Consider the following 25,611-nt stretch of genomic DNA (forward strand, 5'->3'; position numbering starts at 1 on the left):
GATCAGTAAGCGACAACTGTTTGTCCGGTTCCTTCTTCAGTTGCTCCCTGATCTGCTCGAGCTCACGCATCCGCTGACGTAAGAGCGCGATCTTCTCGTACAGGCGAACGGTTTTCACATCGAGGCCTGTCGGGCTGATCCGGTCTGCGGTTTCAATCATGTCGAGATAGCGCCGAACGCTTTCCTCGATCTGCTGCTGACGCTTGTCGATCTTTCCTGCCGTGTAGTTCCTGTCACGGCTGTTCACAGCCTTGAACTTGCTGCCGTCGATTGCCACCATATCGCCGGATAGCAGCTTCAGCCCGCGACATAGTTCGACGAAACGACGGCACACGTTGCGAATAGCCGGCCCGTTGTCGCGGCGAAAGTCAGCGATCGTCTTGAAGTCTGGCACCAGACGTCCTGTTAGCCACATCAACTCCACATTGCGTTGGCATTCACACTCAAGACGCCTGCTTGACGGCACCCGGTTCAAATACCCGTAGATATAGATCTTGAGCATTACGCCCGGATGATAGGACGGGCGGCCTGTGAGCGCCGGCGTGGTACCGTTGAAGCCGAGTTCCGCAAGGTTCAGTTCGTCGGCGAAGGCATCTATCACCCTCACTGGGTTGTCCTGCCCGATGTAGTCGTCGACGCATTCGGGAAGGAGTGCGATCTGTTTGCGGTCGTCGCCTTCAACGAATCGCTTCATGAGTCACCCGGTCTCAATGTGTTGATTCAACTTAGGCGATAAATGCGTTTTCACACGCCCTTATATGGACACCGCCCGGTTTGCCAGATCGATCTTCATGCGATGTTCAAACGAGGTGTCGGCTGCGGTCTTATATTCGGCCTTTCGTGCAAGCCGAAGCCCGCGGGCCTTGATGGAATTCGCCAGGAACGTCCTCATCTCGGTCACGCACATTTAGTGCAAGGGCGTGTTCAGGTTTGCGCTCCTGCGGTCCGACCTGTTTTGCCATCACATGAGTATCAACCTCAGCAACCTATCGGTACTACAGCTCGACGCTCACTGTCCCTGCGTTAAGCGGGTTTTACGCTACTGTGGTTCTTTTCATACGCACTGCCGTGAGCGAGGATGGCCCATGCCGTTCGTGCCATCTTGTTCGCAAGAGCGATTGCTGCAATGTTCGCTGGACGTCGCTCCTGGATTGCTCTCTGCCATGCAGTCGGTGTTTTTGAGTGGTACATGACTGAGCGCGCCCCGTGAATGAGCAGCGTACGCAGATACGGATCCCCCCGCTTTGAAATCCCGCCTAGCCAGACTTTGCCACTGGTGCCACTTTGCCTTGGTACCAACCCCAGAAAGGACGCAAACTCACGACCCGACTTGAATGTCTTCGCATCGCCGATCGTGGCAACAAGCGCCGTCGCGGTAAGCTTGCCGATGCCGGGTACCGCCGCGATAGCCTGGCACTCGGCTTCTCGCTTGTGCCAGCTGCCTATCTGTTTTTCCAGCCTATCGATATCCTGTTCGATCCCGTCGATGCGCCTCAACTGGTCTTGCAGGCTGTTGAAAATAGTCCCGGGCAAGGCATCCTCGACCTCGGTCATTCGTGCACGGATCTCAGCCAACCCTGCCGCTCGTCCGACCCGAAACGACGCGCCAAACTCGTAAAGAAGGCCTCGCAGCTGGTTCACTTGCATGGTTCGAAACTTGATGAGCAGCGAGCGCATCCGGTGAAGAGCGAGCATCGCCTGCTGGTCCTCCGTCTTTGCCGCTACAGTTCGCATCCCCGGCTGCTGAACAGCAGTCCAGATCGCACGAGCGTCGGCTGCATCTGTCTTGTTCGTTTGAACGAACGGCCGGATGAACTTCGGGTGTAACAGCACCGCCTCGTGCCCAAGCGCCTTGATCTTTCGAGCCCACCAGTGCGCGCTGCCACATGCTTCAAATGCCACACGACCCGCTGGCCGTTGAGCCAGAAAGCTGATCAGTTCGTCGCGGCGAAAGCGCCGGTTCGTGATCTCGCCGGTCTGAGCGTCGACCCAGTACATCTGGAACACGTGTTTTGCAACATCCAGTCCGTATGTCGTAGCATTCATTTTGGGCTCTCCGTTCCTCAAGTGGACGTGTCGAAACTCCACTCTGGCACAATGATGCCGATCGGTTCAGGAGAGCCTCTGCGTTTGTGCCAGGCCCTGCGTCCCCGAAGGGAGGGCGGTGTCCATTCCATCTCGGCCGGGTGCCGACTCATGCAATTGCATACGCAGCTTCGCTAGGCTGCGATCGGCAGCACGCGACTCCTAGCAGGCTGCGGAAATGCCGCGCACTGAAGTCATCGCGACGAATAGCGAAAGCGTTGATATAGGAAGCTCACCCACCACGAAATTATGCGCGGCGCCGACACGTTCACCGAGAGTTTGTTTTCCGTGCGCAAGCTGGACGATTTCGTTCCGACCTCACATCCACTGCGCTCGATTCGCGTCATGGCGAACGAAGCGCTGGCGAAGATGGATCGGGTGTTTGCCGGGATGTACGAGGCCGACATCAAGGGAGGCCGGCCAAGCATCGCGCCGGAGAAGCTGCTGCGGGCGATGCTGCTACAGGTGCTATACAGCATCCGGTCCGAACGTCAGCTCATGGAGCAAACGCAATACAACCTTCTGTTTCGATGGTTTATTGGTCTGTCGATGGACGAATCGGTCTGGGTGCCGACGGTGTTCACGAAGAACCGTGAGCGTTTGATCCGGCACGATGCGGTGGTCGAATTCTTCAATGAAGTGCTGTCGCTCGCGCAGAAGAAGAACTGGTTGTCGGGGGAGCACTTCAGCGTGGATGGCACGTTGATCCAGGCCTGGGCGGGACACAAGAGCTTTGTGCGCAAGGACGATGAAGACAGCAGCAATAGCGACGATGGCAGCGGCGAAGCAGGCTTCAAGGGTAGTAAGCGGAACAACGAAACACACGAGTCGAAGACCGATCCCGATGCACGGCTTTATCGCAAGGGCAAGACGGCCAGCGAACTTCGTTACATGGGTCACACGCTGACAGACAATCGCCATGGGCTGGTGGTCAATGCCCGCGTGAGTCGCGCTGACGGATATGCAGAACGTGAAGCGGCCAAGGTCATGATCAACGATGCGCGGCAAGCGTCGAACAATGCGGTTGCGCAAATCACGCTTGGTGCGGACAAGGGTTACGACGCACAGGAGTTCATTGAAGCCTGTGAGCAGATGAAGGTCACGCCGCACGTGGCACAGAACACCTCCGGCCGACGTTCGGCGGTGCCCGATGCGATTGCGCGCAGCGTCGGCTACGCGATATCACAGCAAAAGCGAAAGCTGATCGAACAAGGTTTTGGATGGGCGAAGACCGTGGGCCGCATGCGCCAGGTGATGGTGCGCGGCTTGAAGAAAGTCGACCAGATGTTCGTGTTGAACATGGCGGCCTACAACCTCGTGCGCATGCGTTCGCTAGGACAGGTCCGCTCGTAGTGACAGCAATCGCGGGAATGAGGCGAAAAGTACGCCTCAACCCGTCGAAAAAAACTTGGATTTGCCTTGATATCTCGCAATGCAAAAAATTAACGACGAGACCCGCGCAAAGCCAAGAACGCTGTTTCCGTAGAGATGTATTTCCGCAGCCTGCTAGGCGTCGTTCGCAACACCTTCTCACCGAATGGCCGATCGTTGGCATACTCCGGCCATTGGCGTTTCATCTTGCTGAGGAGCAGTCGGAATCTTCCAACCCTTGGATCACTCGCACCGGTCGATGCGGCGTACTGTTTCAGGGTTCGCGGGCTCGTATCGACCGTTCCTTCGAAGACATTTCCTCGGCGCAGACACATTATGGACCGGTGCCTTTTCAGTGTCGCCGAATTTGCATCACACATATTTAGGCGCTATGTCAGCTCCGCGACAGTTAAACTTTAACCGGTGCTTGCCGTTATTAGCGGACTTGGGGTGGGACGTTCCCGCGCTCCGTCGGGAGGCGTTCGATGCTCGTCCTTAAAGATCGACGGGAATCTGATGTCTTGGTTAGAAGGGGAATCTATGGATCGTAGTTGTTGTCAATATTGTTTTGCTTACATCGAGCGCGACGCACGCAGCTGCGAATACTGTGGCCGGGAGGATCCTGTCGGAAAATCTTTTCTTTACAAAGGCGACAAACCAGGTGACCTTCTCTATAAAAGGCGGAAAGAAGCAGAAGCGCAACAGCGACGTGAGTCAATAGGGAAGGCCATAGGGCAGCGGGAACAGGCGGGGAACCAGAGCGCCTATGACCAGGACCGGCCGATATACACAATAACGCCAAAGCGGCCAGAGGCGCGCTCTACTACTCCTGAGGAGCGCCAGCGACAGTGGGAGGCGTCGCGTGAGACTAGAGAGTATCTTCAGCTTTTGTGTTCGCCGGACTATGACGAGAAAATGCGTAAGAAGTACGGTTTCCTAGGATATTACTTTCGAAGAGTCTTCGGCCTAGACATGCGCTAAGCACTGCTTCCACGTCGGCATAGACGCCCCGGGGCGACCTCCTTGCTTGGCGAAGCCGAGCAAGGAGGGTACTCCACGTAGCTCGACGGCGGGCGCGACTAACGGGGCGTACGGTCTACGAAATCCCGATGGATATGTCAAGAACAACGAGGCTATCCCGAGCGCGAAGCTTTCGCTTTCGATGAACGAAGTGCAGGATCCGCGTTGAGGGCCTTGTGCGCCAACGTCGTGCAGTCTTATCAGCTTCGAACACCCTCCGATGTAACGAGGAAATACTATCTGGAAGGAAACCAGGACGTGACGATCACTTCCGGAAAGGTGGATACGGGCCCTCACGTTCTTGTGCGGCCGGAGGAACTTCCAAAACGCTATCACTTGGTCGCGCCAAACGGGAACACAATCGAAGCTATTGCCAACCAACAGCAAGACGAACTTGTCTTTGCAAGCTATTCCAATGCAGAGGATTTCAATAATTGGTTCGCGGAGAATCCTAACAAAAGAAAGCTGGGAAAACAGGGATACAACATCACGGCGCCGAAGGTTGGCAAATATTCGGTTCGCCCGGTAAGCACCCCCGCAGCAGCAAGACAAATCTGGGTCGAGCAAGGGCACTGCATACGAGTCGTCAGTTCACAAAAGTCGACGACTGCGTTTTCCGCGTCCAGTCCCTGAGTGCGGAACTGGCGATTTCCGGCACCCGCGAAGATCTGCACCATTAAGCAAGCGTATCCGCGCTAACTTCACGGAATACCGCGCGTCTGTTTCGCTCCCAAAGAATATCCGACAGGTTTCGGAGAGGGACCAGCCGTTGGAATGACGGCTTCGCGTGTTGCGCGGTTGCGCGAACGGCAGCGATTGGCCGACTGTACGCATTCACCAAAGTCGCCTGAAGCCACCGTTGATGATTTCAATGGCAGCTCTGGTGCTCTCGGCCACAACCTGCCGTTCAGCGAGCGGGGAAACCTGCCGTTGGAACGGCTGCATTACTTCGGGAAACTGACGGACGCTGCCGTCGTCGGCGACGGCGAGAAAGGAAACGACCCCGCCGTAACTGGTCGCAAAACTGCTTGCGAACGGACAGACTGCGTCGGCGGCGGGCGGGGTGATCGGCAATCTGACATGGCAGCGCGAGTCGTGGAGTCCTTGCAGCATTAGGCGTATCAGCACTGCCGTTTGTGACATCGGCCGCCGATTTCTTTAAGGGCGCAAGCGTGGCCGCGCGGTCAGGCTTACTTCTTCGGCACGAGAATGGGCGCCCCCTTGTTCTTTAACAGCAGCACGAGGAACTTTGCCGGTTGAGTCTGGCTTGCGTTGCGTCCGACCGTATGAACATCGTTCGGGCCCTCATAGAAAGTTTCTCCTGGTCCCAGCGTGACTTCCTTGCCGCCCTTGACCTGCATGACGACCGATCCTTCCAGCACATAGATGAAGCCGTACCCGTTATGCCGATGAATACGATCGGCGGCGCCCGGCGGATACTCGACGGTGATCATCACGGCTTCCTTGCCAGGATATTCGTCGAGCGAGTTTGTCATCAACGGCGTGACGATGGCCGCGGGCGGCTCGGCGCGAGCCTCGCCCATCAATGCACATATAATGACGGCCGCAGCCACTGCGGCGTTTTTCAAGCGAAGCATGGTGGTGTGCTCCCCACATGACGCGGCCCGCCTGCGCGGGCGGAAATTAAAGAAAGACAGCAAAAGCCCGTCGTTCAGGCGGATTTGGCTTTGTCGAGGCCAAACGCCTTGTCGGACGAACCCGGCACGGCTTTGAACGCGACGTTCGCGCGTCCCCATCCCTTGATGGCCATCACTTCGAACGTCAGGTCCGACAGTTCCTTCTCGGAGAGCAGGGTCCGCGCGCGGTGGACTTTGCTCGATGGCTAAACCTCCAATCAACCCTTTTTTGCCTGCGCCAGCCACTGGTCAAGACTGACGCGGCCGATCCGCGCGTCGCCGAGCGGCACGAGCGATTGTTCCTCGACACGGCCGCCGTAGTACTGCGCATCGCGATCTGTCACCACCGGGCGTGCGTCGCCTATCGATTTCAGATAACGCGTGACGATCTCCGCGAAGGGCGCGCGGTCTGGGCCGGCGATCTCGACCGTGCCGTTCAGCGGTGCGGCGAGCGCGATCTGCGCGAGGTTCGCCGCGACGTCGTCTGCGGCGATCGGCTGAAACAGTCCGTCGCCGAGGCGTACCGTGCCGCCTTCCGTGCCGAAATCCGCGATACCGCCGATGAACTCCATGAACTGGGTCGCGCGCACGATCGTGTACGGTACGCCTGCCGCTTCGATCACCTCTTCCTGCGCAACCTTGGCAACGAAGTACGCGTTCTCCGGCGTGCGGTCGCAGCCGACGATGGATAGCGCGACGTGATGGCGCACCCCTGCGGCCACTTCGGCCTTGCCGAGGTTGCGCGCCGAAGTGCGAAAGAAGTCCAGCACCGCCTGCGGCTCCCATGACGGCGCGTTCGTCACATCTACTACGACGTCTGCGCTCACGAGCGCGTTACTCAGGCCTTCGCCCGTAACGGCATTCACGCCGGTACGCGGCGATGCGGCGAGCGCCTCATGACCCGCCTTGTTGAGTAGTGCGACAAGACGCGATCCGATCAAGCCGGACCCACCGATTACGACGATCTTCATGACAGATTCTCCAGATGAAAATAGATAAACGCGCGGGGTGCGCGGCGGGTGTCGTGTCGCGTGAAAGTGTTCGCCGCCGTCGCATTGCGTGAGGCTATTGTGGAAAAATCTTGCTCTAGCGAAAAGAGCCAAGAATTGGTGAACTGACTAGTCCAAGTCGTTTCCGTTCCCCTTGCCCGCGAGACCGTCATGACCGTGCCGACTTCCGCATTGATCATCGAAATCGATCGGCAGCATGAGTTGCCGATCTATCTGCAGATCTGCGAGCGTTTCAGGACCGCGATCGCTGCCGGGCATCTGCGTCCCGGCGATCGTGTGCCTGCACTGCGAGGCCTCGCCGCGCAGCTGAACACGGCGCGCGGCACGGTCGAGCTCGCCTACACGATCCTCGTCGACGAGGGCTACCTGCGGATGCGCGGCGCGGCGGGCACGTTCGTATCGTCGTCGCTGCCGGCATCGGCGATGCGCCCGTCGCGTGCGCAAGGGGTTCAGGACGCGCGCGGTAGGCAGAGCACAGCGGGAAAGGACACGCCGCAGACGCCAGACGAATCGCGCGGTGGTCAACCGGCACCGCGCCGGCAGGCCATCGCCGTCGCCATGAGCGGCGAGCCGCGGCCGTTGCAACCAGGGCTGCCCGCGCTCGACGCGTTTCCGGGCAGGCTATGGAACCGGCTCGTTTCGCGTCGCGCACGCAGCGGCGATCGCGCGATGCTCGCCTACCCGGATCCGGCAGGCTACCGGCTGCTGCGTGAACATATCGCCACCTATCTCGGGCTGTCGCGCGGGGTGACCTGCCTGCCGGACCAGGTGTTCGTGACCGGCGGCTACCGTGCGACGCTCGAACTCGTGTTGCGCAGTCTCGCCAGCCCGAACGATTGCGTCTGGTTCGAGGATCCCGGCTATCTGCTCGCGCGCGGTTTTCTGGCCGAGACCGGTGTGCAGCTCGTGCCGGTGCCGGTGGATGGCGAAGGGATCGACGTCGAGCGCGGCACACAGCTGGATGCGCGGGCGCGTTTCGCAGTGGTCACGCCGTCGCATCAGAGCCCGCTCGGGCACACGCTGTCGCTCGCGAGACGCATGGCGCTGCTGGCTTCGGCAGAGAAAGCGTCCCGCTGGATCATCGAAGATGACTACGACAGCGAGTTCCGTTATCTGGGCCGGCCGTTACCAGCTTTAAAGAGCCTCGACCGGCATGATCGCGTGATCTATTGCGGCACGTTTAGCAAGGTGATGTTTCCCGGTCTGCGGCTCGCGTATGTGGTGGTGCCGGAGCGGGCCGTCGAGCGGGTCGGGCGGGTGGCGCACAGCATGAACGCCGGATCGCCGACGCTATTGCAGGCGGCCGTGGCCGATTTCATTGAGCAAGGGCATTTTGCGCGGCATCTGAAGCGGATGCGTGCGTTGTACGGCGAGCGGCGCATGCTGATCGTGCACGCGCTGGAGCAGGCGTTTGGCGAACGGCTGGTTGTCGAGTTGCCGCCAGGTGGAATCCAGTTCACGGTGCAGTTCGCCGAAGGCCCCGATGGCCCGGTCGACGACGTCGCCGTCGCCTCGCGTGCCCGCGACGCGGGGCTCGCCGTGCTGCCGCTTTCGATCTGGTACGCGAATGGCCGCGCGCGGCGCACGCTGCGCGGCCTCGTGATGGGCTTCGCGAACATCGCCGATGCGGGTGAGGCAGGCCGTCTCGCGCGCACGTTGCGCGCGTGTCTCGACGCCTAGCGCGCGGGGGGCGTGCCCGGATTTCGAATAATCGCCGCACGGCGGGCGAATGCGCGTCCGTCACATGCCGCCGCTTCTGACACATGACGTGGAATTCGAGCAGCAGCGAATCGGGCGTGTCGAGGTGAACGAAGCGAGGCGGCCATGTACGTCTGCTTTCTAACCATCGGGTCCGTTTCAAATAGAGTCATCGAAGTCGCTGCACCTCCACGGTCCTCTGCGGGCCGATGGGAGTGTGAGTTCGCCGATGGCGTAGTTGACCGTACCGAGCGGCTGCTCAACTCTGATTGTGTTGAAAAAGTCGCCCGTGGTTCGGAATGTTCGGTATCCTGGAAGACTATCCTGGAAGACATCGATCGACGAGAGTGATTCGTCATGATGGGTCAACTGGGCAGTGGACAGGACAAACTCTTCTATTCGTTCAACCTTGATAGTCACGTCCCTCGCGAACACCTGTTGAGAGGCATTGATCACTTCCTCGACCTTCGCGATCTGCGCCAGCATCTCGCGCCGTTCCACAGTCCAATGGGACGGCCGTCGATTGATCCGGAGCTCATGATCCGCATGTTGATTGTGGGCTACTGCTTCGGCATCCGGTCCGAACGCAGGTTATGCGAGGAGGTCCATTTGAACCTTGCATATCGGTGGTTCTGTCGACTGGGTCTGGAGGACGTCGTACCCGAACACTCGACCTTCTCCAAGAACCGCCACGGTCGCTTCCGCGATAGCGATGTGTTACGCCATGTGTTCGAGTCGGTGCTGGGTCGCTGCATGTCCGAGGGGCTCGTAAAGGGCGAAGGTTTCGCTATTGACGAAGCATCATCAGGGCCGATGCAAGCCCTGCACGCGGTGTCCCAGGTACTGAGTCCATCAACTGGGGTTGCGTCAAGGACCAAAGCCGCGCAGTACGGGAATATCTAAAGGTATTAGAGGAAGCGAATCCGGCCGGCGCAGACGCGGTCGAGGAGGCAGAGACATCGACACCTCCAAAGAGAATATCTCTGACCGATCCCGCTGCGAGCTGGACAGCCGCCAAGGGTAGCCCAGCGTTCTTCGCCTACTCGATCAATTATCTGATTGACCTCCAGGCAGGGATCATCGTTGACGTCGAGGCGACGCCCGCGAACCGCTCGCACGAAGTGGAATCAACCAGGACGATGATTGACCGCGTTGAGCGGCGGCACGATCTCAAACCCCGACGTCTTGCAGGCGACACCGCGTATGGCTCGGCAGCGATGCTTGCCTGGATGATCGACGAGAAGCAAATTGCGCCACATGTTCCGGTCTGGGAAAAAACGACGCGCAAGGACAACACATTGTCCAGCAGCGAGTTTCAATGGGATGAACTGCCCAATGAATATCGCTGTCCCACCGGTCACACACTACGCAGTGATCGGCGCAACTTCAGAAATCCGCGCTCGCGCGTCACGAAGGCTGGCACGATCATCTATCGGGCAAGCCAGTTCGACTGCGAAAGCTGTTCGATGAAGGATCGCTGCTGTCCGAACACACCATTCCGCAAGATCGCCCGCAGCATCCATGAAGCTGCGCGTGACGGAACGAGGCATATTGCGAAAACGCCTGAATACAAGCGATCTTGCCGTGAGCGAAAGAAGGTGGAAATGCTCTTTGCCATCTCAAACGCATTCTGAAGTTGGACCGTCTGCGCCTGCGGGGTCCAAGCGGCGCCCATGATGAATTCCTGATGGCGGCGACTGCGCAAAACCTGCGAAGAATGGCCACGCGTTTCATGTCAGGAAGCAAGCAGATGAACCAGGCAGTGACATGACAAGAAACGAGGATCGTTGCCTCGCACAGGTTCGCCGCTTCGCCGATCGCCACAACTCGAAAACATGCCGCCAACTCCGGCGTCTCCGACAAAAACAAGACTTTTTCAAATGTGCGTGCGCCCTCGGCGGCACTCACTGTGAAGTCCTTGGCGGCGTGCAGATTCAGTCCGGGGCGAAACGCAACCGATCGTTATACTTGTGACGTCGAAAATCATGATCAGCTGAGCTGGCGCAAGGCAGTTGAATAGCGAAAACTATCGGAAGCGATTACATATGGACAGCGTAGAAAATGTTCGAGCGTTTCTCGCAGTGGCGGAGATCGGTAGCTTTTCCGGCGCGGCGCTGCGGTTGAACGTAGCGGGCTCGGTGGTTACCAAACGGGTCGGTGCGCTTGAAAAAGAACTGAATACGCTGCTGTTTCAACGCACCACGCGCAGTTTGCATCTGACCTCGAGCGGGCGGCAGACGGTTGCACTGGCGCGCGATTTTCTCGCCTCCTATGAGCGCCTGATGAGCGGCCCGGTTGACGATGGCCCGGCGCTCACGGGGAGATTGCGCATCAAGGCGCCGTCGTCGTTCACGAATCATTTTCTCGGCAAACTGCTGAACGACTTTTTCCGTGCTCATCCGAAAGTCGACATCGAATTGCAATTGAGGAACCGGCCGGTCGATCCCCTGCTCGAAGGGTTCGATTTCGTGATCACGGGTCTGCCGCTTGCCTATGACGGCGTCGAGGAATTTCCGCTGTGCCCGTTCAAACGGCTCGTCTATGCGTCGCCGGCGTATCTGGAGAAATACGGCGAGCCGGTTCATCCATCCGAGTTGCCCGCGCATCAATGCCTGCTCTATTCGTATCTCAGCCCGGTCCGTACGTGGACGTTCGACGAACATGGCTCGGGCCGCATCGACGTGGCCGTCAACAGCGCGTTCTCGACCAACGACATCGACGCGATGCATCGTGCTACCGTGGACGGTCTCGGCATTGCGGTGCTGCCGCGTTACCGCGCGAAGGTGAGTGTCAAGGAGGGGCAACTCGTGCAGATCCTCGCAGGTTTCGAGCTGCCGGACTTCTGGATCAAGGTGCTACGCCCGGCGGATCACAACAATCCCAAGCTGTTCCGCGCCTTGCTCGATTTTCTGACGCAAGGTCTCGCCGAACTTGCACGCGAGGACGATTTCCTCTGACGTTTATCCACTCTTCTGGCCCCACGCTCCGATATTTTCCAAAAACCATGTTCTGAACTTCCCCTTTGCTGCTATTTCCGACGTTCCGTTTCGGCGATCATTTTTCTGACAGGTCGCCCATTACCGGGTGCCCTGGTAAAAAAGAGGGTGCGCCAGCCGCGGCCCCGGACAATGAACAGGAGACGGAAGTGAAACATCTGGTTGCTTGCCTGCCATTGGCAGCGTGCGCGCTAGCGCACGCGCAAAGTAGTGTGACGCTATACGGGGCGGTGGACAGCGCACTCACCTATACCAACAATCAGGGCGGCAAATCGGCCGTGCAGACCTATAGCGGCGGGCGCGCCGGCGACAAGTTCGGCATGCGTGGCGTGGAGGATCTGGGCTCGACTCTCAAGGCGATCTTCGTGCTGGAGGCGGGTTTCAGCGTTGAGACAGGGGCTTTTCAGCCAGCCAACACGCTCTTTGGCAGACAGGCGTTCGTGGGCCTGAGCGGCGACTGGGGTAACGTCTACCTGGGTCGTCAGTACTCCATGACCAATGACTACTTCGTGCCGCTGAGCACGAGTTTTCTGTTCGCGGGCGGCCTCGGCGCCACGCTTGGCGATATCGACGGTTCGTGGAACTACAACAAGATCAGCAACGTGATCAAATACGAAAGCCCGGTCTATCGCGGCTTCAACTACAGTGCGATGCTGAGCCTCGGTGGTACGCCGGGCGATTTCTCGCATGACAGGACTTATGGTGCTGGCGCGCAATATGTAAATGGCGGTCTCACGTTTGCGGGCGCATATATGAACATGCGAACACCGACCACATCGATTTTCGGTGCGGCCAGTTCGCCGGTGACCGGAGCGGCCTTTGCCAATCCGGTCACCAATCCGATCTTCCAGAACTATGTCACTGCAACCAGCCAGCAGGTGCTCGGCGGCGGCGCGAAATACGTATATGGCCGCTCTCAATGGTCGTTTCTGTATTCGAACGTGCGCTTTCTCGACATTGTCCGAACGACGTCGAATCGCACCGCGCCTGCGAATGCCGCGTTCAACAACTACCAGTTGAACTACGCGTTCAATTTCACACCGGCCACAATGGGTGGCGTGGCATGGCAGTACAGCGCTTCGCCGGGCGGTCACTATAACTCGCTCGAAGCCGGCACAGCCTATCTCTTCTCGAAGTCGACCTACGTTTACGGCATGGCCATCTGGCAACACGCGAGCGGCGTCGATTCGACCGGCAAGCAGGCTGTCGCGAATCTGTTCGGCTTGTCGCCGTCAAGCAACTCGAATCAGCTGGCCCTGCGGGTAGGCCTCAGAAAGCTCTTTTAAGAGAGCGGACCCGACCCGCCAAACCAGGCGCCCACGACAGGATGTAGGTAGGAGACATGCAGCATGAAGCAGAATAATTTGATCGATGTGCAGGAGTTTATCGATACGCAGCCGCTCAGCCGCTTCCAGTGGCTGGTCATCGTGCTTTGCTTTCTGACGGTGGCGATCGACGGTATAGATATCGGACTCGCCGCTTATATCGCACCGTCGGTGCGCGCGGCGTGGGGGTTGACGGTCAACCAGCTCTCGCCGATTTTCCTGTTCGGCCTGATCGGCATGATGGCCGGCTCACTGATCTTCGGTCCGCTCGCCGACCGCTACGGAAGACGGCCGGTGATGCTCGCATCGGTCGCGTTTTTTGGTTTTGCAACGCTGCTCAGCCTGCTGGCCACCAACGTGACGGAGCTGGCGTTGCTGCGATTCGTTGCCGGCGTCGGCATCGGTGGTGCCACGCCGACCGCGGTCACGCTGACGGCGGAATATACCCCCACGCGCCGGCGCCTGACCCTTATCACGATCATGCTGTGTGGCAATTCGCTCGGCTCGGCGTTCGGCGGGGTAGTGGCCTCGCAGGTGATTGCGCGCTTCGGCTGGCACGCCATGTTGATCGTTGGCGGAGTGACGCCTTTGTTGCTGCTGCCGGTGTTGTGGTTGTGGCTGCCGGAGTCGATGCGCTTTCTCGCACTGCGCCGTCGGGATCGGCAAGCGGACCTGCGTGCTTTCGGCCAACGCATCGCGGCAGTTGCGGTGCCGGCGGATAGCCACTTTGTCGCGCGCGAACCGGAGCGGCTGCGCTCGGCGGTCCGTGAACTGCTGGTGGCACCTTATCGTCGTGGCACGCTCCTGCTGTGGACGACTTTCTTCATGGGTCTGTCGGTGCTGTACCTGATGTCGAGCTGGCTGCCGACCATCATCACCCATTCCGGCGGCACGATGAAGACGGCGGCGCTGACTACCGCGCTGTGGTCTGTCGGCGGCACGTGCGGCGGCTTGCTGCTCGGCCGCGTCATGGATCTGGGGACGCCGCACCGGGTGCTGGGTTGCGCGTACGGTCTCGCCGGCGTCGTGATCTACCTGGTCGGGCAGACCTATACGACACCCGCGGTGCTCGGCCCGATAGTTTTTCTCGCGGGCTTTTGCATCAGTGGTTCGCAGGTCGGCATCAACGGTCTAGCGGCGACTCACTACCCGACCACCAGCCGTGCGACGGGCGTGGCGTGGGCCACGGGGATCGGCCGTTTTGGCTCGATGCTCGGCTCGGTGATGGGGGGATTCCTGCTGTCGTCGGGCTTGGGTTATGAGACTTTGTTCATGCTGGTTGCGGTACCCGCACTGGTTGCCGCGCTGTGCATGTTCGGCATGCCCGCTGCCGTACCGCGTGTTCTGCACGCACGGCCATCCTGAAGTGTTTTCGATTAACTGGAGTGTTGCATCATGGCCATTTCGGGTTCCGCGTTTCTCGCGCTATGGAACGACGTCAGCGCTGAATCAGACACGGAATACAACCGTTGGCATACGGACCAACATGTGCCCGAACGGGTCGGCATAGCCGGCTTCATCTCTGGCCGCCGCTACCGGTCGTCGGCGCCGGGGCAGCACCGTTATTTCACGCTGTACGAGACCGAAACATCGGCGGTGTTCGATTCGGCGGCCTACCTCGACGTGATTGAACGGCCCACTGCGTGGTCGGCGTCGATGCGCCCGCTGCTGAAAAACGTGGTGCGTGCGACGTGCGACACCGTTGCGTCCACAGGCAGCGTACCGGGACAGGCTATCGCGTGTGTTCGGATCAGTGCGGCCGGACAGTTCGATGGACGGGCGCTGACCGATGCATGCATGGCGTTGGCGGGCGTGAGCTCGGCGCATCTGGGAAAGGTCAGATCATCGGTGCCGGACGCATTCGAGAAATGGTCGAATGCCGAGCAACCGAGCCACGTGTTGCTGGCGGAAGGCGTCGACGAGGCTACGTTGAGGACGCACGAGGCGGCGCTCGGCAAGCTCGCGCGTCGGTTTGCAGAAGCTGTACGGCCAGCCATTGTCGACGTCTACGAACTTGTCTTTGGCATCAAGCATTCGCAGGTAGACGCGTCGTTGCTGCGATCCGTACCGGCCTCCGATTCGCCGCTTTGAATCCGATACTGCAGTCAGGAGGAACCCATGCAAGCATTGCAAAAAACTGCCGCCGCATTCGGCCTCGAACTTCGTGAGATAGCGCCGCCGCAAACGCCCGTCGCGGGCGAGGTGATCGTCGAGGTGGTCGCCGCCGGCATCTGCGGCAGCGACGTCCATATCTACGACTGGTCGGGAGGCTACGACTTTCTGAAGCAGGCGTTTCCGGTCACGATCGGTCACGAGTTTGCCGGCAGGATCGCGACTGCGGGCGAAGGCGTCGTTGATCTTCAGGCGGGGCAGCCAGTCGTTGTGATTCCGTCGGTCGAGTGCGGCGTATGCCGCTTTTGCACGGCAGGGCGCCTCGACGAATGCCGTGATCGTCGCGGCATCGGCATGTTGCGCGATGGCGGCTTTGCGCGGTCCGTGCGCGTGCCTGCGATCAACTGTCTCGCGTTGCCCAGCGATCTCGATCTCGGGATTGCGGCGCTATGCGAACCGTTGTCGATCGGATTGAGCGCGGTTAAGGCCGCCGACGTGAAGCGCGACGACAAGGTGCTCGTAATGGGACCCGGTACCATCGGGCAGGGCATCGCGTTGCTCGCAAAAGCGCGCGGCGCGGACGTCGTGGTGGCAGGCTATGACGACAGGGACCGGCTCAATGGGGTGCGGGCGCTTGGCATCGGCAAGACACTTGATCTGAAAGAACGGCCGCTGTCCGATGCGAAGCAACTGAGCGGCGCGGACGAGTTCGATATCATCATCGAGGCGACCGGTGTGCCGTCCACGGTGCAGGCCGGTCTCGATCTCTTGCGCCCTTCGGGTGTGATGGTGATCTGCGGCATCCACGGCGCGCCGGTCAGTTTCGATGCGGCTAAACTCGTGCGTAATCGTCATCAGATTCGCGGTACCTACCGCGCTTCTCGCGCCACATGGGCGCAAGTGCGTGATTTTGTCGTCGAGCATCACGTCGCACTGGTGCCGATGATCACACATCGGCTGCCGCTTGCCGATGCGCTCGAGGGCTTCGAGATGGCGCGTAAAAAGATCGGCTCGAAAATTTTGCTGATGCCGTGACGACGTCCTCAACGGAGGAAAGATGCCACGCTATACAGCCTCATGCCATTGCGGCGCGGTCAAGTTCGCCTTTGACGCGCAGATCGACGAACTCGTAATCTGCAACTGCTCGTTATGCACGAAGCGGCATGCGGTGATGGCGAGTGTCCCGCGCGATAGTCTGCAGATAATGGAAGGGCACAGTGCGTTGAGTTCGTATCGATGGAATACCGGGCAAGCCCATCATCAGTTTTGCTCGACATGCGGCATCTACACTTTTCATCAGCGGCGCATGGATCCTGCCATGTACAGCGTGAACGCATTCTGCATTGACGGTCTTGACGTGTCAGCGATTCCGCTGCGGCATGTGGACGGAAGCAGGCGTTAGCCGCGTTGAAAACCGCTGCATCTTTTCGTCGTTCGGAGATATGCCGGCTCGGAGCAATATTTAGAGCTGTACGCGAACATAAAGTAGTGTCTGAAGGTTTTCGGCGCGGCACGTCTGCATCGCCGGCTATGGGCCAAACTTCAGACATTCAGTCTCAGATTGCAGGTGGCGGCTTCGGGTTCGGGTTGCGTCAGCCCGCTCTTCGAATTCATCGCCGGAAAGCGGCCAGTGGAATTCCGCTTCTCGGCCAGTCGGCAGTGGGTTTGCACGCCAAAGGCGACGAATACGGTGGCGGAGGCTGCGGCTCCAGCTCCGAAGTTACCATGCGGCTAACGCGCAACCGTTTCGAAACCTCGACCGGCTCCCGATGAATCGGAAAGTTCAAATCCATAGAGGCTTATCGCCGGCCTCTGCCACAGCCGCTTATTGCAATGATGCTCTCGGCCTTTCAGCCGCGACGGAGCGGCGCAGCTTCAAGAGGCGCAACACTAGCTCGTCGAATTTCGCTCTCAGCGCCGCGCGTAATGCTGGTCGATGCCTTGCGCAAGCTGTCTGACGAGCCGCTGCATCGCCACCTGAGTCCGCCATGCGACATGTGGAGTCACGATCAGATCCGTGCGCGCGCTGGTCAACAACGGATGATCGACCGCTGGCGGCTCCTGCTCGAGGACGTCGAGCGCGGCATTCGCGATCAGCTTGCGGTCGAGCGCCTCGATCAGCGCCCCCTCGTCGACAATGCCGCCGCGCGCGGCGTTCACGAGCGACGCGCTGCGCTTCATTTGCTCGAATTCGGCGAGACCGAACAGATGCCGCGTTTGGTCGGTAAGCGGGCAGTGCAGGCTGATCACATCCGCCTCACGCAGCACCTCGCCGAATGCAGCATAGCCTTCGCGCACCGCCATGGCGTGCCTGCGCTCGGCGAAGAGCACACGCATGCCGAACGCGCCGGCCAGTTCGGCGAGTCGCTTTCCACCGTGACCGGCACCGACGATGCCGAGCGTCGAACCGTGCAGATCCTCGATCGGATGCAGTTCAGCGTAAAAAGTGGGTGACCCGCTCCAGCCTCCAGCATAAACGGCGTTCCAGTAAGGAACCAGGTTGCGGCGCAGCGCGAGCATCAGTGCGAACGCGTGCTCCGGCACGGAGATCGTCGAATAGCCCGGACATGCGACTACTTCGATGCTCCGTTGGCGGCATGTTTTCATATCCAGATGATTGACCCCTGCGGCCGGCACGCCGATCACTTCCAGTTGCGGCAACTGCGCGAGCACCTCCCCCGTCAGCGGCACCTTGTTGGTCACGACGATCTGCGCGTCACGGCAGCGCTGTACCACCTGTTCTTGCGTAGTGGACGAATATTCGACCCAGCGATGTGGGAAGCGAAAATCGGGTAAATCGGCCGACAGCGTCGCGCGGTCCAGAAACACTATGGTTTTCAACAAGCTACTCCAAGCTCATTAACGTTCGGACGGCCTCGTGGACACTGTGTCGAGCATGCGCTGCTTGCCCGTCTGCACGTGATTCTCGAAAGCCTGTGCAGCCGCGTCGGCCTGACCCGCACGCAGCGCCTCGAAAAGCTCGCGGTGTTCTTTCGAGGAACGCTGCATCTGCGTGAACGAATACACACCTTTGTGAATGTAAAGCGTCAGTTCGTCTTCGACAGCCTGGTCGATCGTGATCAGCCGCGGATTTTTGGTCGCTGCCATTAGTTGACGGTGGAACTCGGTGTTCAAAGTCCGATACAGAGGGCTGTTGCGCTCGGCTACGGCGGAGTCCATCTTGTCAACGAGAAGGCTCAGGGACTGCTCCTCGTCGATGGTCAGACGCAGCGCGGCGAGCCGTCCCGCCGTGCGTGCGAGCCCTGCTCGAATCTCGTAGAGATCCATCGCCTCTTCGAGCGAAAGCCGCCGTACTTCGGCGCCCCGATTGGGGACGATTCGCACGAGCCCCGCTTGTTCGAGCGAGCGCAGGGCCTCGCGCGCCGAATTGCGGCCGACGCCGATCTGGTTTGCGAGCGCCTGCTCATTCACGCGTTCACCGGGGCGCAAGTCCCCCCGCTGAATCATGGCGCGAACCTGATCGCGAATGTCGTCGAGCTTCGACGCAATTACCTCGGGCGCGCGCGCGTTCCCCTTGCCGTTCGGCTCACTGTTAAACGCGTTTTTCATGTCGATTGCCCTTTCTGTACCATTCGATACCTTATTTTGCTTGCAGAAAACCCGTCGATACCCACGGAACCAGCACTATCACGATGAGGGCGACCGCCAAAGCCCCCAGATAGGGCCAAACGCGGCGCATTGCGGTTGACGGATCGACCTTGCTGACCGCGCACGCCGCGTAGAAGCCGAGGCCAAGCGGTGGCGCGAACAGGCCCAGTCCCATCGCGAATACCACGACCATTGCGTAGTGCACGTCCGAGATGCCCATCGCGCGCGCGATCGGGAACAGTAGCGGCCCGAACAGTACGATCGCCGGGATACCTTCAAGAAAGCTGCCGAGCATCACGAACGTAATCGCGGAGATCGCCAGGAAGCCGAGCTTGCCCCCGGGCGCAGCCATCATCAACGTGGCGAGTTGCGCGGAGAAGCCTGACTGCGTGAGCGCCCATCCCATCGCGGTTGCACACCCGATGATGATCAGAATCGCGCCAGACAGCGACGCCGCTTCCACCAGAATAGGATAGAGCCGGCTACAGTCGAAGCGGCGATACAGTAGCAAACCCACCACACAGGTGTAAGCCACGCCGATTGTCGCCACCTCCGTTGCTGTCGCGATGCCTTCCACCACGGCCGCGCGGATCACGAAGGGCAGCGCGAGCGCAGGCAGCGAAATCAGGAATGCGCGGCCGACCTGGGCCCGGGAGGCCCGTTGCACGCCTTGCAGGATTTCCCCGCGGCTTCTGAACCAGACGACTGCCGCGAGTGCTACCGCGCCGACCACGGCCGGCATGAAGCCGCCTGTGAACAGCGCGGCAATCGAAACGCCGGTTACCGACCCAATCGTGATCAGCACGAGGCTGGGCGGAATGGTTTCCGACATGGCCGCCGCCGAACTAAGCATTGCGACGAGGTCGCCTTCATTCGCACCGCGCTTTTTCATTTCCGGAAACAGGCCCGGCGCGAGCGCAGCCATATCCGCCACCTTCGAGCCGGAGATGCCGGAGACGAGGTACATGGCGCCGATCAACACATAGGCGAGGCCGCCACGCTTGTGCCCGATCAGCGAAGCGAGGAAACGGATCATCGCTTCGGCAAGCCCCATCGCTTCCATGAGCGCGCCTAGCAGGATGAACAGCGGGACGGCGAGCAGGATGAGGCTGGACATCCCCTGATTCATGGTGCTCACGACAATCGTCAACGGTGCGCCGGTGACGGTTGCAAGATAAGCAAACGTGCACACCCCGAAGGCGACCATGATCGGCACACCGAGACAGATGATCGTGACTACGCCGACAGCGAAAAAAAGAATCAGGCTGACTGCGGTCAGTGGCGCGAGCGCTTGCCGTGCGAAATAGAGCGCAATTGCGACCCCGGCCACCAGCGCGAAAGCCTTCACGCAGTCGCGCAGTGACGAGCGCTCGAGCAACCGCGTAACGGCGAGCACGAGCATCAGCACAGCCGCCACGGGAATCGCGGCCGCGGGGATGGCATTCGGCAGATCGAGCGCCGGCGTGCTGATGATCCATTCGTTCATCGCCCAGTCGGTTGCCGGCCGTACCAGCAGCAGCACGAAGGTCATCACGATAAAATTTCCGAGCGTTTCCGCAAACGCGCGGTTTCGCGAAGACATTCTGGCAACGAACATCGTCAGCCGCAGATGTTCGCCGCGCCGCAACGCCACCACTGCGCCCAGCATCGACAGCCAGATGAACAGGATCGACGCGAGTTCGTCACCCCAGATCAATGGATCCTGCAGCACGTAGCGGCAGAAAACGTTGGTAAGCAACAGCACCACTTCGGCCACTAGCAGCAACGCAGCGGGCACTTCGGTGATCCACTTGATGGCCGTTTCGAGTGCGCTGCCGACGCGCACGACCTTCGATATCGCATGCCGTTCCTTAGGCGCGCCCATGTCCTGGGCGAACACCTGCTCGGGATGAACTCGGGAAGTCATGACTCGTTCTCCAGAAACTCTTCGGTGGTCCGCGCTCATGCGAGCTTCTGCGTGTACTTCTCGAGTAACGCCCACGCTTCATCTCCGTATTTCTTGCGCCACTGGTCGTAGAAGCCGGCCTTTTGCAGCGAGGCGCGGAACGACTGGATGTCGGGTTTGTTGAACGCCATGCCGCGCGATTGCAAGGTTCCGACGAGCGATGTGCTCAGAGCGGCGACGTCCGCCCGTTCAGCCACCGCGGCCGCATTCAGGTGTTTCGCCACGATGGTCTGTAAGTCCGGTGGGAGCTTGCCCCAAGACCCCGCGTTGCCAAGGAACCAGAAACCGTCCCAGATATGGCCGGTCAACGAGCAGTACTTCTGGACTTCATAGAAGCGACCGGTTTCGATCAGCGCGAGCGGGTTTTCTTCCGCGTCGACGACCTTGGTTTGCAATGCCGAATAGGCTTCGCTGAAGTTGATGCTGGTGGGCGAGGCGTCGAGCGCCTTGAACATCGAGGTCCAAAGGGGGCTGACCGGCACGCGAATCTTTAGGCCTTTAAGGTCGGCCGGGCTTTGCACCGGCTTGACTGAGCTCGTGAGATGCCGAAAGCCGTTGTCCCACGGTTTCTCCATCGCGACGAGCCCGACCTTCGAGATCGCCGTGCGGATGTGGCTGCCGAGCTCGCCGTCCATCGCCGCCCATACCTGGTTGTAGTCCTTGAACGCGAAGCCGATGCCGTTGATCGCGGAAACCGGCACCAGCGTCGACAGCACCACGCCACCTTGAGTAAGGAAGTCGATGGCGCCCGATCGAACCTGCGACAGCATGTCGGTATCCGTGCCCATCTGACCGTTCGGGAAAATCTGCAACTCGACACGACCGCCGGATTCCTTCTTGATGGCGTCCGCGGCTTCTTTCGCGCGAACGTTGAGCGGATGGGACAGCGCGAGGTTGTTCGCGTACTTCAGCTTGAACTGCGCGGTCTGCGCCCGAGCGAGCGACGGCAAGGCGCCGGTCCCCATCGCCGCCACCGTGGCGGCTCCGAGCGTTTGAAGAAAGGTACGACGGGAATACAAACTCATTTTCGTCTCGCTCCATGGAAAGGAAATGCTGGATGACGCATTCGGCGGCGCCGCTGGCGTTCTTCTTGTGAACCTTGACTACTGAAAGTGTATGCGACGAATCACATTTCGCTGACACACACTCTAAAAGTGTTGACACTTCGATGTCAAGGTGTTGATATAAGAAAAAGAGTGCATGCAAGAGGCTTCCCGGGAAAGCACCTACAAAGCCGGGAAACAACCGCGATACCTGTCAGGAGGAGGCAAATGGAACTAGAGGCGCACTACCGCGAGCACGGCTTGCTGCTCGGAGGCCGCTGGCAAGCCGCGACGGCTGACAACGGCCAGCTTTCGATCAATCCGGCGACGGAACAGCGGCTGGGCTGCATGCCGCTGGCCACGCAGGCACAGGTCACCGAGGCCATCGACGCCGCGACCGACGCCTTGGCCGCCATGCGCAAGCTCACGGCGTGGGAGCGCTCAGCGCTGCTGCGCCGGGCTGCGACGCTCATCCGCGAACGCACGCCGCAACTCGCGCGAATCGTCGCGCTGGAAACAGGCAAACCGATCGCACAGGCCAGTGGGGAAGCGAATGCGTCCGCTGAGTCGATCGACTGGTTCGCCGATGAAGCGCGCCGTGTGTTCGGTATGTCTTACGAAAGTCGCGTCAAGGGCGGACGGTATCTGGTGCACTACGAGCCGCTCGGGGTGGTCGCCGCCTTTACGCCGTGGAATTTCCCGCTGCTATTGCTGGCCCGCAAGATGGGCCCGGCGCTGGCCGCCGGCAACACGATCGTGATCCGGCCGTCGAACGAAGCGGCCGGCGCGACGATGGCACTGGTGCGCTGTTTCGTCGATGCCGGGTTCCCCGAGGGCGCGGTCAATCTGGTGATCGGCAAAGCCGACACGATTACGCCGACGATCATGGCCGACCCGCGCGTGGCGAAGATCAGCTTCACCGGCTCGGTGCCTATCGGCCGTCAGATCGTCGAAATGTCCGCGAAGACCCTCAAGAAGGTCACGATGGAACTCGGCGGCCATGCGCCGGTGATCGTGCATCGCGACGCTGACATCGGCGCTTTTGCGCATCTGGCGTCGCTGGGTAAGTTCCGCAACGCGGGCCAGGTTTGCGCATCGCCGACTCGTTTCTATATCCACGAATCGATCTTCGACAAGACCGTGAAGGCGCTGGTCGAGCGCTCCGAAGCGCTACGCGTCGGCGATCCGTTGCAGCAGAACACCGATCTTGGTCCGCTGACCACGTCGAAGCGCCGCGACGCGATCGAACGTCTCGTCGATGAAGCCGTGAGTGAAGGCGCCAGCGTGCTATGCGGTGGCCGGCGCCCCTCGCAATTCGGTCGCGGCTGGTTCTACGAGCCGACGCTCGTCGCCAACCCCGCTTCCCACATCGGCCTGATGAACGACGAGCCATTCGGCCCGGTCGGAACGCTCACCCCGTTCACGACGATGGACGAAGTCATCACCGAGGCGAACCGGCTGCCGTTCGCGCTCGCGGCGTATGTCTTCACGCGCTCGATGCGCAACACGCTGGAGACCACGGAGCGCTTGCAGGCCGGCGTGGTCGGCGTGAACACGTTCGTGGCGTCGACGGCGGAGACGCCATTCGGCGGCAACAAGGACAGCGGGTTCGGACGCGAAGGCGGACCGAACGCGATCCGCGACTACATGGACACCAAATTCATCAACCTCGAATTGGCGAACGACGAGCCGCTCGACGCCACCGCCTGAACGGAATCCATTATGCGAAGCATCAAGAATCACGCGAAAGCGCAACTCGCCGCGGGTGCACTGGCACTCGGCATGGGGCTGCGCCAGGCCCGCACCGTCGACATCGCGCAGATCGCGCAGACGGCGGGTTTCGACTGGCTGTTCATCGATATGGAACATAATTCGATGGACATCGACACGGCCGCACAGATTTGCGCCGCCGCTCTGGTGGGCGGTGTGACGCCGATCATCCGCGTGCCGGGGCACGAGCCGTTCCACGCCACTCGACTGCTCGATACTGGCGCGATGGGCATCGTGGTGCCGCACGTGAGTACGCCCGAACAGGCCGCGCGGATCGCCGACATGTGCCGCTTCCCGCCTGCCGGCGGACGGTCGATCCCGGGCATGTTGCCGCAGGTCGGCTTTCAGGCTCTTCCGATCGCCGATGTGGTTCGCGCGATCAACGACGAGGTGCTGGTCGTGGCGATGATCGAAACCCGCGAAGGGCTCGAGAACGCCGACGCGATCGCGGCGGTGCCGGGCATCGACGTGCTGCTGGTCGGCGCGACCGATCTCGCGGCGGATCTCGGTATCACTGGACAACTCGGCCATATGCGTGTGGCGGCCGCCGTCGACGCCGTGTGCGTCGCATGTCACCGGCACGGCAAGGTGCCGGGCGTCGGGGGGGTGTACGACGAGGCCTTGATGACCGCCTACGTGCAAAAAGGCGCGCGTTTCATTCTCAGCGGCTCGGATCTCGCGTTCCTGATGACGGGGGCGAAGTCGCGTTCGGAGATGTTGCGTGCAATCCCGCTCGGCCCGGCGGAACAAGAGATGGCGCAACGCAAGGCGTCCTGATCGGAGAAGGAGGAGACAGAGTGAATCCCGAATACGCAAGCAATCTGGTCAACCGGCGCGACCTGAAACCCTATCTGAATGCCGATCAATTCGAATTTCGAGATTCGGTGAATCGGGTGCTGACGCGCCATGCATCGCCGGAATACGTTCGCCAGTGCGACGAAGAGAAGCGCTTCCCACAGGAACTCGTGAAGGTGGCCGCCGAACAGGGCTGGTTCGGCATCACGCTGCCCGAAGCGTATGGCGGCGTCGGTGGCTATCTCGACATGGCCGCTTATCTCGAGGTCGTCGCGTATCACACCATTGCGCTCGCGCGCTTCTGGAATGCCAACGTGAACATGGTGGGCGGCGCGCTGGCGCGCTTCGCCCCGGACGATATCAAGGCCTTAGTGTTGCCGAAGCTAGCCGAAGGGCGTGCCTTTCTTGCCTTCGCACTGAGCGAAAACGGCTCCGGCTCGGATGCCGCCTCGCTGACGACGCGCGGGGTGGCCGACGGAAACGACTTCATTCTCGACGGCACCAAGATGTGGATTTCCGGCGCGCTGCAGGCCGATTACATTCTGACCGCGGTGCGCACCAATCCGGAAGCGAAGAAGCACGACGGGATCAGCCTCTTCCTCGTACCGAAAGAATCCAGAGGCCTGACCATTAATCCGATCGATTTGCTCGGCGGCCACGCTATCCGGACCTGCGAAGTGGTGTACGACGGAGTGCGTGTCCCGAAAGAAATGATCGTGGGCGGCCTGCACGTGGGTTGGAAGAAGCTCACCACGGTGCTGTCGAAGGAGCGCATCGCGTTGTCGGCGATGTGTGTGGGCGGCGCGCAGGCGGCGATCGATCTTGCGCGCTGGTATGCGAACGACCGGAAACAGTTCGGGCAGTCGATCATCGATTTCCAGGCCGTGTCGCATCTGCTCGCCGATATGCAGACGCGCGTGGATGCCGCTCGCCTGATGGCGTTTCGGGCGGCGAAGCTGCTCGACGAAGGCGAAAGCTGCGACATGGAGTCGTCGCAGGCGAAGTACTTCGCGTCGGACACCTACGTGCAGGTTGCGACCGACGGCATCCAGATCATGGGTGCCAATGGCTACTCCGCCGAATACGCGATGCAGCGTCATTACCGCGAAGCCAAGATGTTCCAGATCTTTGGCGGTACCAATCAAATTCAGCGCAACATCGTGGCGCGCGCGCTCAAATCGTGAACGGAGACAGA

At 60.4% G+C, this 25,611-nt stretch carries 21 protein-coding genes and 2 pseudogenes; 13 read left to right on the top strand and 10 right to left on the bottom strand.

The features are described 5' to 3' along the window. Both VOM14_RS10290 and VOM14_RS10295 read right to left on the bottom strand, forming a co-directional pair. Nucleotides 1-694: transposase (locus tag VOM14_RS10290; RefSeq protein ID WP_327628615.1), on the bottom strand; the 694-nt coding region annotated here is incomplete at its 3' end. Between the two features lie 329 nt (nt 695-1,023). Further along, complete coding sequence (locus VOM14_RS10295) at nt 1,024-2,046, bottom strand: IS110 family transposase (protein WP_327628616.1); 1,023 nt, start codon at nt 2,044-2,046, stop codon at nt 1,024-1,026. 288 nt (nt 2,047-2,334) lie between these two features. On the opposite strand from VOM14_RS10295, the gene VOM14_RS10300 reads away from it, so the two are divergent. Further along, nucleotides 2,335-3,438 carry an IS5 family transposase gene (locus tag VOM14_RS10300; protein WP_327628617.1) on the top strand — a complete coding sequence of 368 codons (1,104 nt, stop codon included), beginning with the start codon at nt 2,335-2,337 and terminating at the stop codon, nt 3,436-3,438. Nucleotides 3,439-4,734: 1,296 nt separating this feature from the next. Further along, nucleotides 4,735-5,109 carry a hypothetical protein gene (locus VOM14_RS10305; RefSeq protein ID WP_327628618.1) on the top strand — a complete coding sequence of 125 codons (375 nt, stop codon included), beginning with the start codon at nt 4,735-4,737 and terminating at the stop codon, nt 5,107-5,109. A gap of 201 nt (nt 5,110-5,310) precedes the next feature. Here the strand turns inward: VOM14_RS10305 and VOM14_RS10310 are convergent, their stop codons facing one another. From VOM14_RS10310 to VOM14_RS10325, 4 genes and pseudogenes are all read right to left on the bottom strand, one after another. Next, nucleotides 5,311-5,589 (bottom strand): hypothetical protein, encoded by a 279-nt coding sequence (locus tag VOM14_RS10310; RefSeq protein WP_327628619.1) that lies wholly within the window; start codon nt 5,587-5,589, stop codon nt 5,311-5,313. Nucleotides 5,590-5,666: 77 nt separating this feature from the next. Continuing rightward, entirely contained in the window at nt 5,667-6,074 is a 408-nt protein-coding gene (locus VOM14_RS10315) for a cupin domain-containing protein (protein ID WP_327628620.1), read from the bottom strand. A gap of 74 nt (nt 6,075-6,148) precedes the next feature. Beyond that, nucleotides 6,149-6,295: pseudogene (locus tag VOM14_RS10320) on the bottom strand (carboxymuconolactone decarboxylase family protein); the annotation flags it as partial. A gap of 36 nt (nt 6,296-6,331) precedes the next feature. Then, nucleotides 6,332-7,084 (bottom strand): SDR family oxidoreductase, encoded by a 753-nt coding sequence (locus VOM14_RS10325; protein ID WP_327628621.1) that lies wholly within the window; start codon nt 7,082-7,084, stop codon nt 6,332-6,334. A 189-nt stretch (nt 7,085-7,273) separates the two neighbouring features. Here VOM14_RS10325 and pdxR point away from each other — a divergent pair, with 189 nt between their 5' ends. From pdxR to VOM14_RS10365, 8 genes and pseudogenes are all read left to right on the top strand, one after another. Continuing rightward, entirely contained in the window at nt 7,274-8,803 is a 1,530-nt protein-coding gene (gene pdxR, locus VOM14_RS10330) for a MocR-like pyridoxine biosynthesis transcription factor PdxR (RefSeq protein ID WP_327628622.1), read from the top strand. 375 nt (nt 8,804-9,178) lie between these two features. Next, nucleotides 9,179-10,592: pseudogene (locus VOM14_RS10335) on the top strand (IS1182 family transposase). Nucleotides 10,593-10,866: 274 nt separating this feature from the next. Beyond that, nucleotides 10,867-11,778, top strand: a complete 912-nt coding sequence (locus tag VOM14_RS10340; RefSeq protein WP_327628623.1) for a LysR family transcriptional regulator — start codon at nt 10,867-10,869, stop codon at nt 11,776-11,778. A 188-nt stretch (nt 11,779-11,966) separates the two neighbouring features. After that, a complete protein-coding gene (locus VOM14_RS10345; protein ID WP_327628624.1) occupies nt 11,967-13,103 on the top strand; it encodes a porin in 1,137 nt (378 codons plus the stop codon). 63 nt (nt 13,104-13,166) lie between these two features. Next, complete coding sequence (locus VOM14_RS10350; RefSeq protein ID WP_327628625.1) at nt 13,167-14,507, top strand: MFS transporter; 1,341 nt, start codon at nt 13,167-13,169, stop codon at nt 14,505-14,507. A 30-nt stretch (nt 14,508-14,537) separates the two neighbouring features. Next, a complete protein-coding gene (locus VOM14_RS10355) occupies nt 14,538-15,233 on the top strand; it encodes a hypothetical protein (RefSeq protein WP_327628626.1) in 696 nt (231 codons plus the stop codon). A gap of 27 nt (nt 15,234-15,260) precedes the next feature. Further along, the gene (locus VOM14_RS10360; RefSeq protein ID WP_327628627.1) at nt 15,261-16,289 is read left to right on the top strand and encodes a zinc-dependent alcohol dehydrogenase; all 1,029 of its coding nucleotides are present in this window, start codon (nt 15,261-15,263) and stop codon (nt 16,287-16,289) included. Nucleotides 16,290-16,311: 22 nt separating this feature from the next. Next, nucleotides 16,312-16,656, top strand: a complete 345-nt coding sequence (locus VOM14_RS10365; protein WP_327628628.1) for a GFA family protein — start codon at nt 16,312-16,314, stop codon at nt 16,654-16,656. 509 nt (nt 16,657-17,165) lie between these two features. On the opposite strand, the gene VOM14_RS10370 is transcribed toward VOM14_RS10365, so the two are convergent. From VOM14_RS10370 to VOM14_RS10385, 4 genes are read right to left on the bottom strand one after another with little or no spacing between them, the layout of a single operon-like run. Continuing rightward, nucleotides 17,166-18,095, bottom strand: coding sequence for a D-2-hydroxyacid dehydrogenase (locus VOM14_RS10370; protein ID WP_327628629.1), 930 nt, complete (start codon nt 18,093-18,095; stop codon nt 17,166-17,168). Between the two features lie 18 nt (nt 18,096-18,113). Beyond that, entirely contained in the window at nt 18,114-18,824 is a 711-nt protein-coding gene (locus tag VOM14_RS10375; RefSeq protein WP_327628630.1) for a GntR family transcriptional regulator, read from the bottom strand. A gap of 31 nt (nt 18,825-18,855) precedes the next feature. Continuing rightward, nucleotides 18,856-20,769 carry a TRAP transporter large permease gene (locus VOM14_RS10380; protein WP_327628631.1) on the bottom strand — a complete coding sequence of 638 codons (1,914 nt, stop codon included), beginning with the start codon at nt 20,767-20,769 and terminating at the stop codon, nt 18,856-18,858. A 35-nt stretch (nt 20,770-20,804) separates the two neighbouring features. Further along, nucleotides 20,805-21,833 (bottom strand): TRAP transporter substrate-binding protein, encoded by a 1,029-nt coding sequence (locus VOM14_RS10385; protein ID WP_327628632.1) that lies wholly within the window; start codon nt 21,831-21,833, stop codon nt 20,805-20,807. Between the two features lie 246 nt (nt 21,834-22,079). Here VOM14_RS10385 and VOM14_RS10390 point away from each other — a divergent pair, with 246 nt between their 5' ends. Genes VOM14_RS10390 through VOM14_RS10400 form a run of 3 tightly spaced genes read left to right on the top strand, consistent with a single transcriptional unit; the run spans nt 22,080 to nt 25,600 of the window. Beyond that, on the top strand, nt 22,080-23,561 hold the full coding sequence (locus VOM14_RS10390) for an NAD-dependent succinate-semialdehyde dehydrogenase (protein WP_327628633.1): 1,482 nt from the start codon (nt 22,080-22,082) through the stop codon (nt 23,559-23,561). 12 nt (nt 23,562-23,573) lie between these two features. After that, the gene (locus VOM14_RS10395) at nt 23,574-24,398 is read left to right on the top strand and encodes an HpcH/HpaI aldolase family protein (protein ID WP_327628634.1); all 825 of its coding nucleotides are present in this window, start codon (nt 23,574-23,576) and stop codon (nt 24,396-24,398) included. A 20-nt stretch (nt 24,399-24,418) separates the two neighbouring features. Continuing rightward, a complete protein-coding gene (locus tag VOM14_RS10400; protein WP_327628635.1) occupies nt 24,419-25,600 on the top strand; it encodes an acyl-CoA dehydrogenase family protein in 1,182 nt (393 codons plus the stop codon). The last annotated feature ends 11 nt before the right edge of the window (nt 25,601-25,611 follow it).

This window comes from Paraburkholderia sp. MPAMCS5, assembly GCF_036016995.1.
Classification (GTDB): domain Bacteria; phylum Pseudomonadota; class Gammaproteobacteria; order Burkholderiales; family Burkholderiaceae; genus Paraburkholderia.

Coding starts and splice junctions, on each gene's coding strand:
- VOM14_RS10365 (WP_327628628.1), top strand. CDS start 16,312: ATGCCACGCTATACAGCCTCATGCCATTGCGGCGCGGTCAAGTTCGCC.
- VOM14_RS10380 (WP_327628631.1), bottom strand. CDS start 20,769: ATGACTTCCCGAGTTCATCCCGAGCAGGTGTTCGCCCAGGACATGGGC.
- VOM14_RS10375 (WP_327628630.1), bottom strand. CDS start 18,824: ATGAAAAACGCGTTTAACAGTGAGCCGAACGGCAAGGGGAACGCGCGC.
- VOM14_RS10360 (WP_327628627.1), top strand. CDS start 15,261: ATGCAAGCATTGCAAAAAACTGCCGCCGCATTCGGCCTCGAACTTCGT.
- VOM14_RS10340 (WP_327628623.1), top strand. CDS start 10,867: ATGGACAGCGTAGAAAATGTTCGAGCGTTTCTCGCAGTGGCGGAGATC.
- VOM14_RS10350 (WP_327628625.1), top strand. CDS start 13,167: ATGAAGCAGAATAATTTGATCGATGTGCAGGAGTTTATCGATACGCAG.
- VOM14_RS10390 (WP_327628633.1), top strand. CDS start 22,080: ATGGAACTAGAGGCGCACTACCGCGAGCACGGCTTGCTGCTCGGAGGC.
- VOM14_RS10300 (WP_327628617.1), top strand. CDS start 2,335: ATGCGCGGCGCCGACACGTTCACCGAGAGTTTGTTTTCCGTGCGCAAG.
- VOM14_RS10325 (WP_327628621.1), bottom strand. CDS start 7,084: ATGAAGATCGTCGTAATCGGTGGGTCCGGCTTGATCGGATCGCGTCTT.
- VOM14_RS10295 (WP_327628616.1), bottom strand. CDS start 2,046: ATGAATGCTACGACATACGGACTGGATGTTGCAAAACACGTGTTCCAG.
- pdxR (WP_327628622.1), top strand. CDS start 7,274: ATGACCGTGCCGACTTCCGCATTGATCATCGAAATCGATCGGCAGCAT.
- VOM14_RS10310 (WP_327628619.1), bottom strand. CDS start 5,589: ATGCTGCAAGGACTCCACGACTCGCGCTGCCATGTCAGATTGCCGATC.
- VOM14_RS10395 (WP_327628634.1), top strand. CDS start 23,574: ATGCGAAGCATCAAGAATCACGCGAAAGCGCAACTCGCCGCGGGTGCA.
- VOM14_RS10355 (WP_327628626.1), top strand. CDS start 14,538: ATGGCCATTTCGGGTTCCGCGTTTCTCGCGCTATGGAACGACGTCAGC.
- VOM14_RS10385 (WP_327628632.1), bottom strand. CDS start 21,833: ATGAGTTTGTATTCCCGTCGTACCTTTCTTCAAACGCTCGGAGCCGCC.
- VOM14_RS10315 (WP_327628620.1), bottom strand. CDS start 6,074: ATGCTTCGCTTGAAAAACGCCGCAGTGGCTGCGGCCGTCATTATATGT.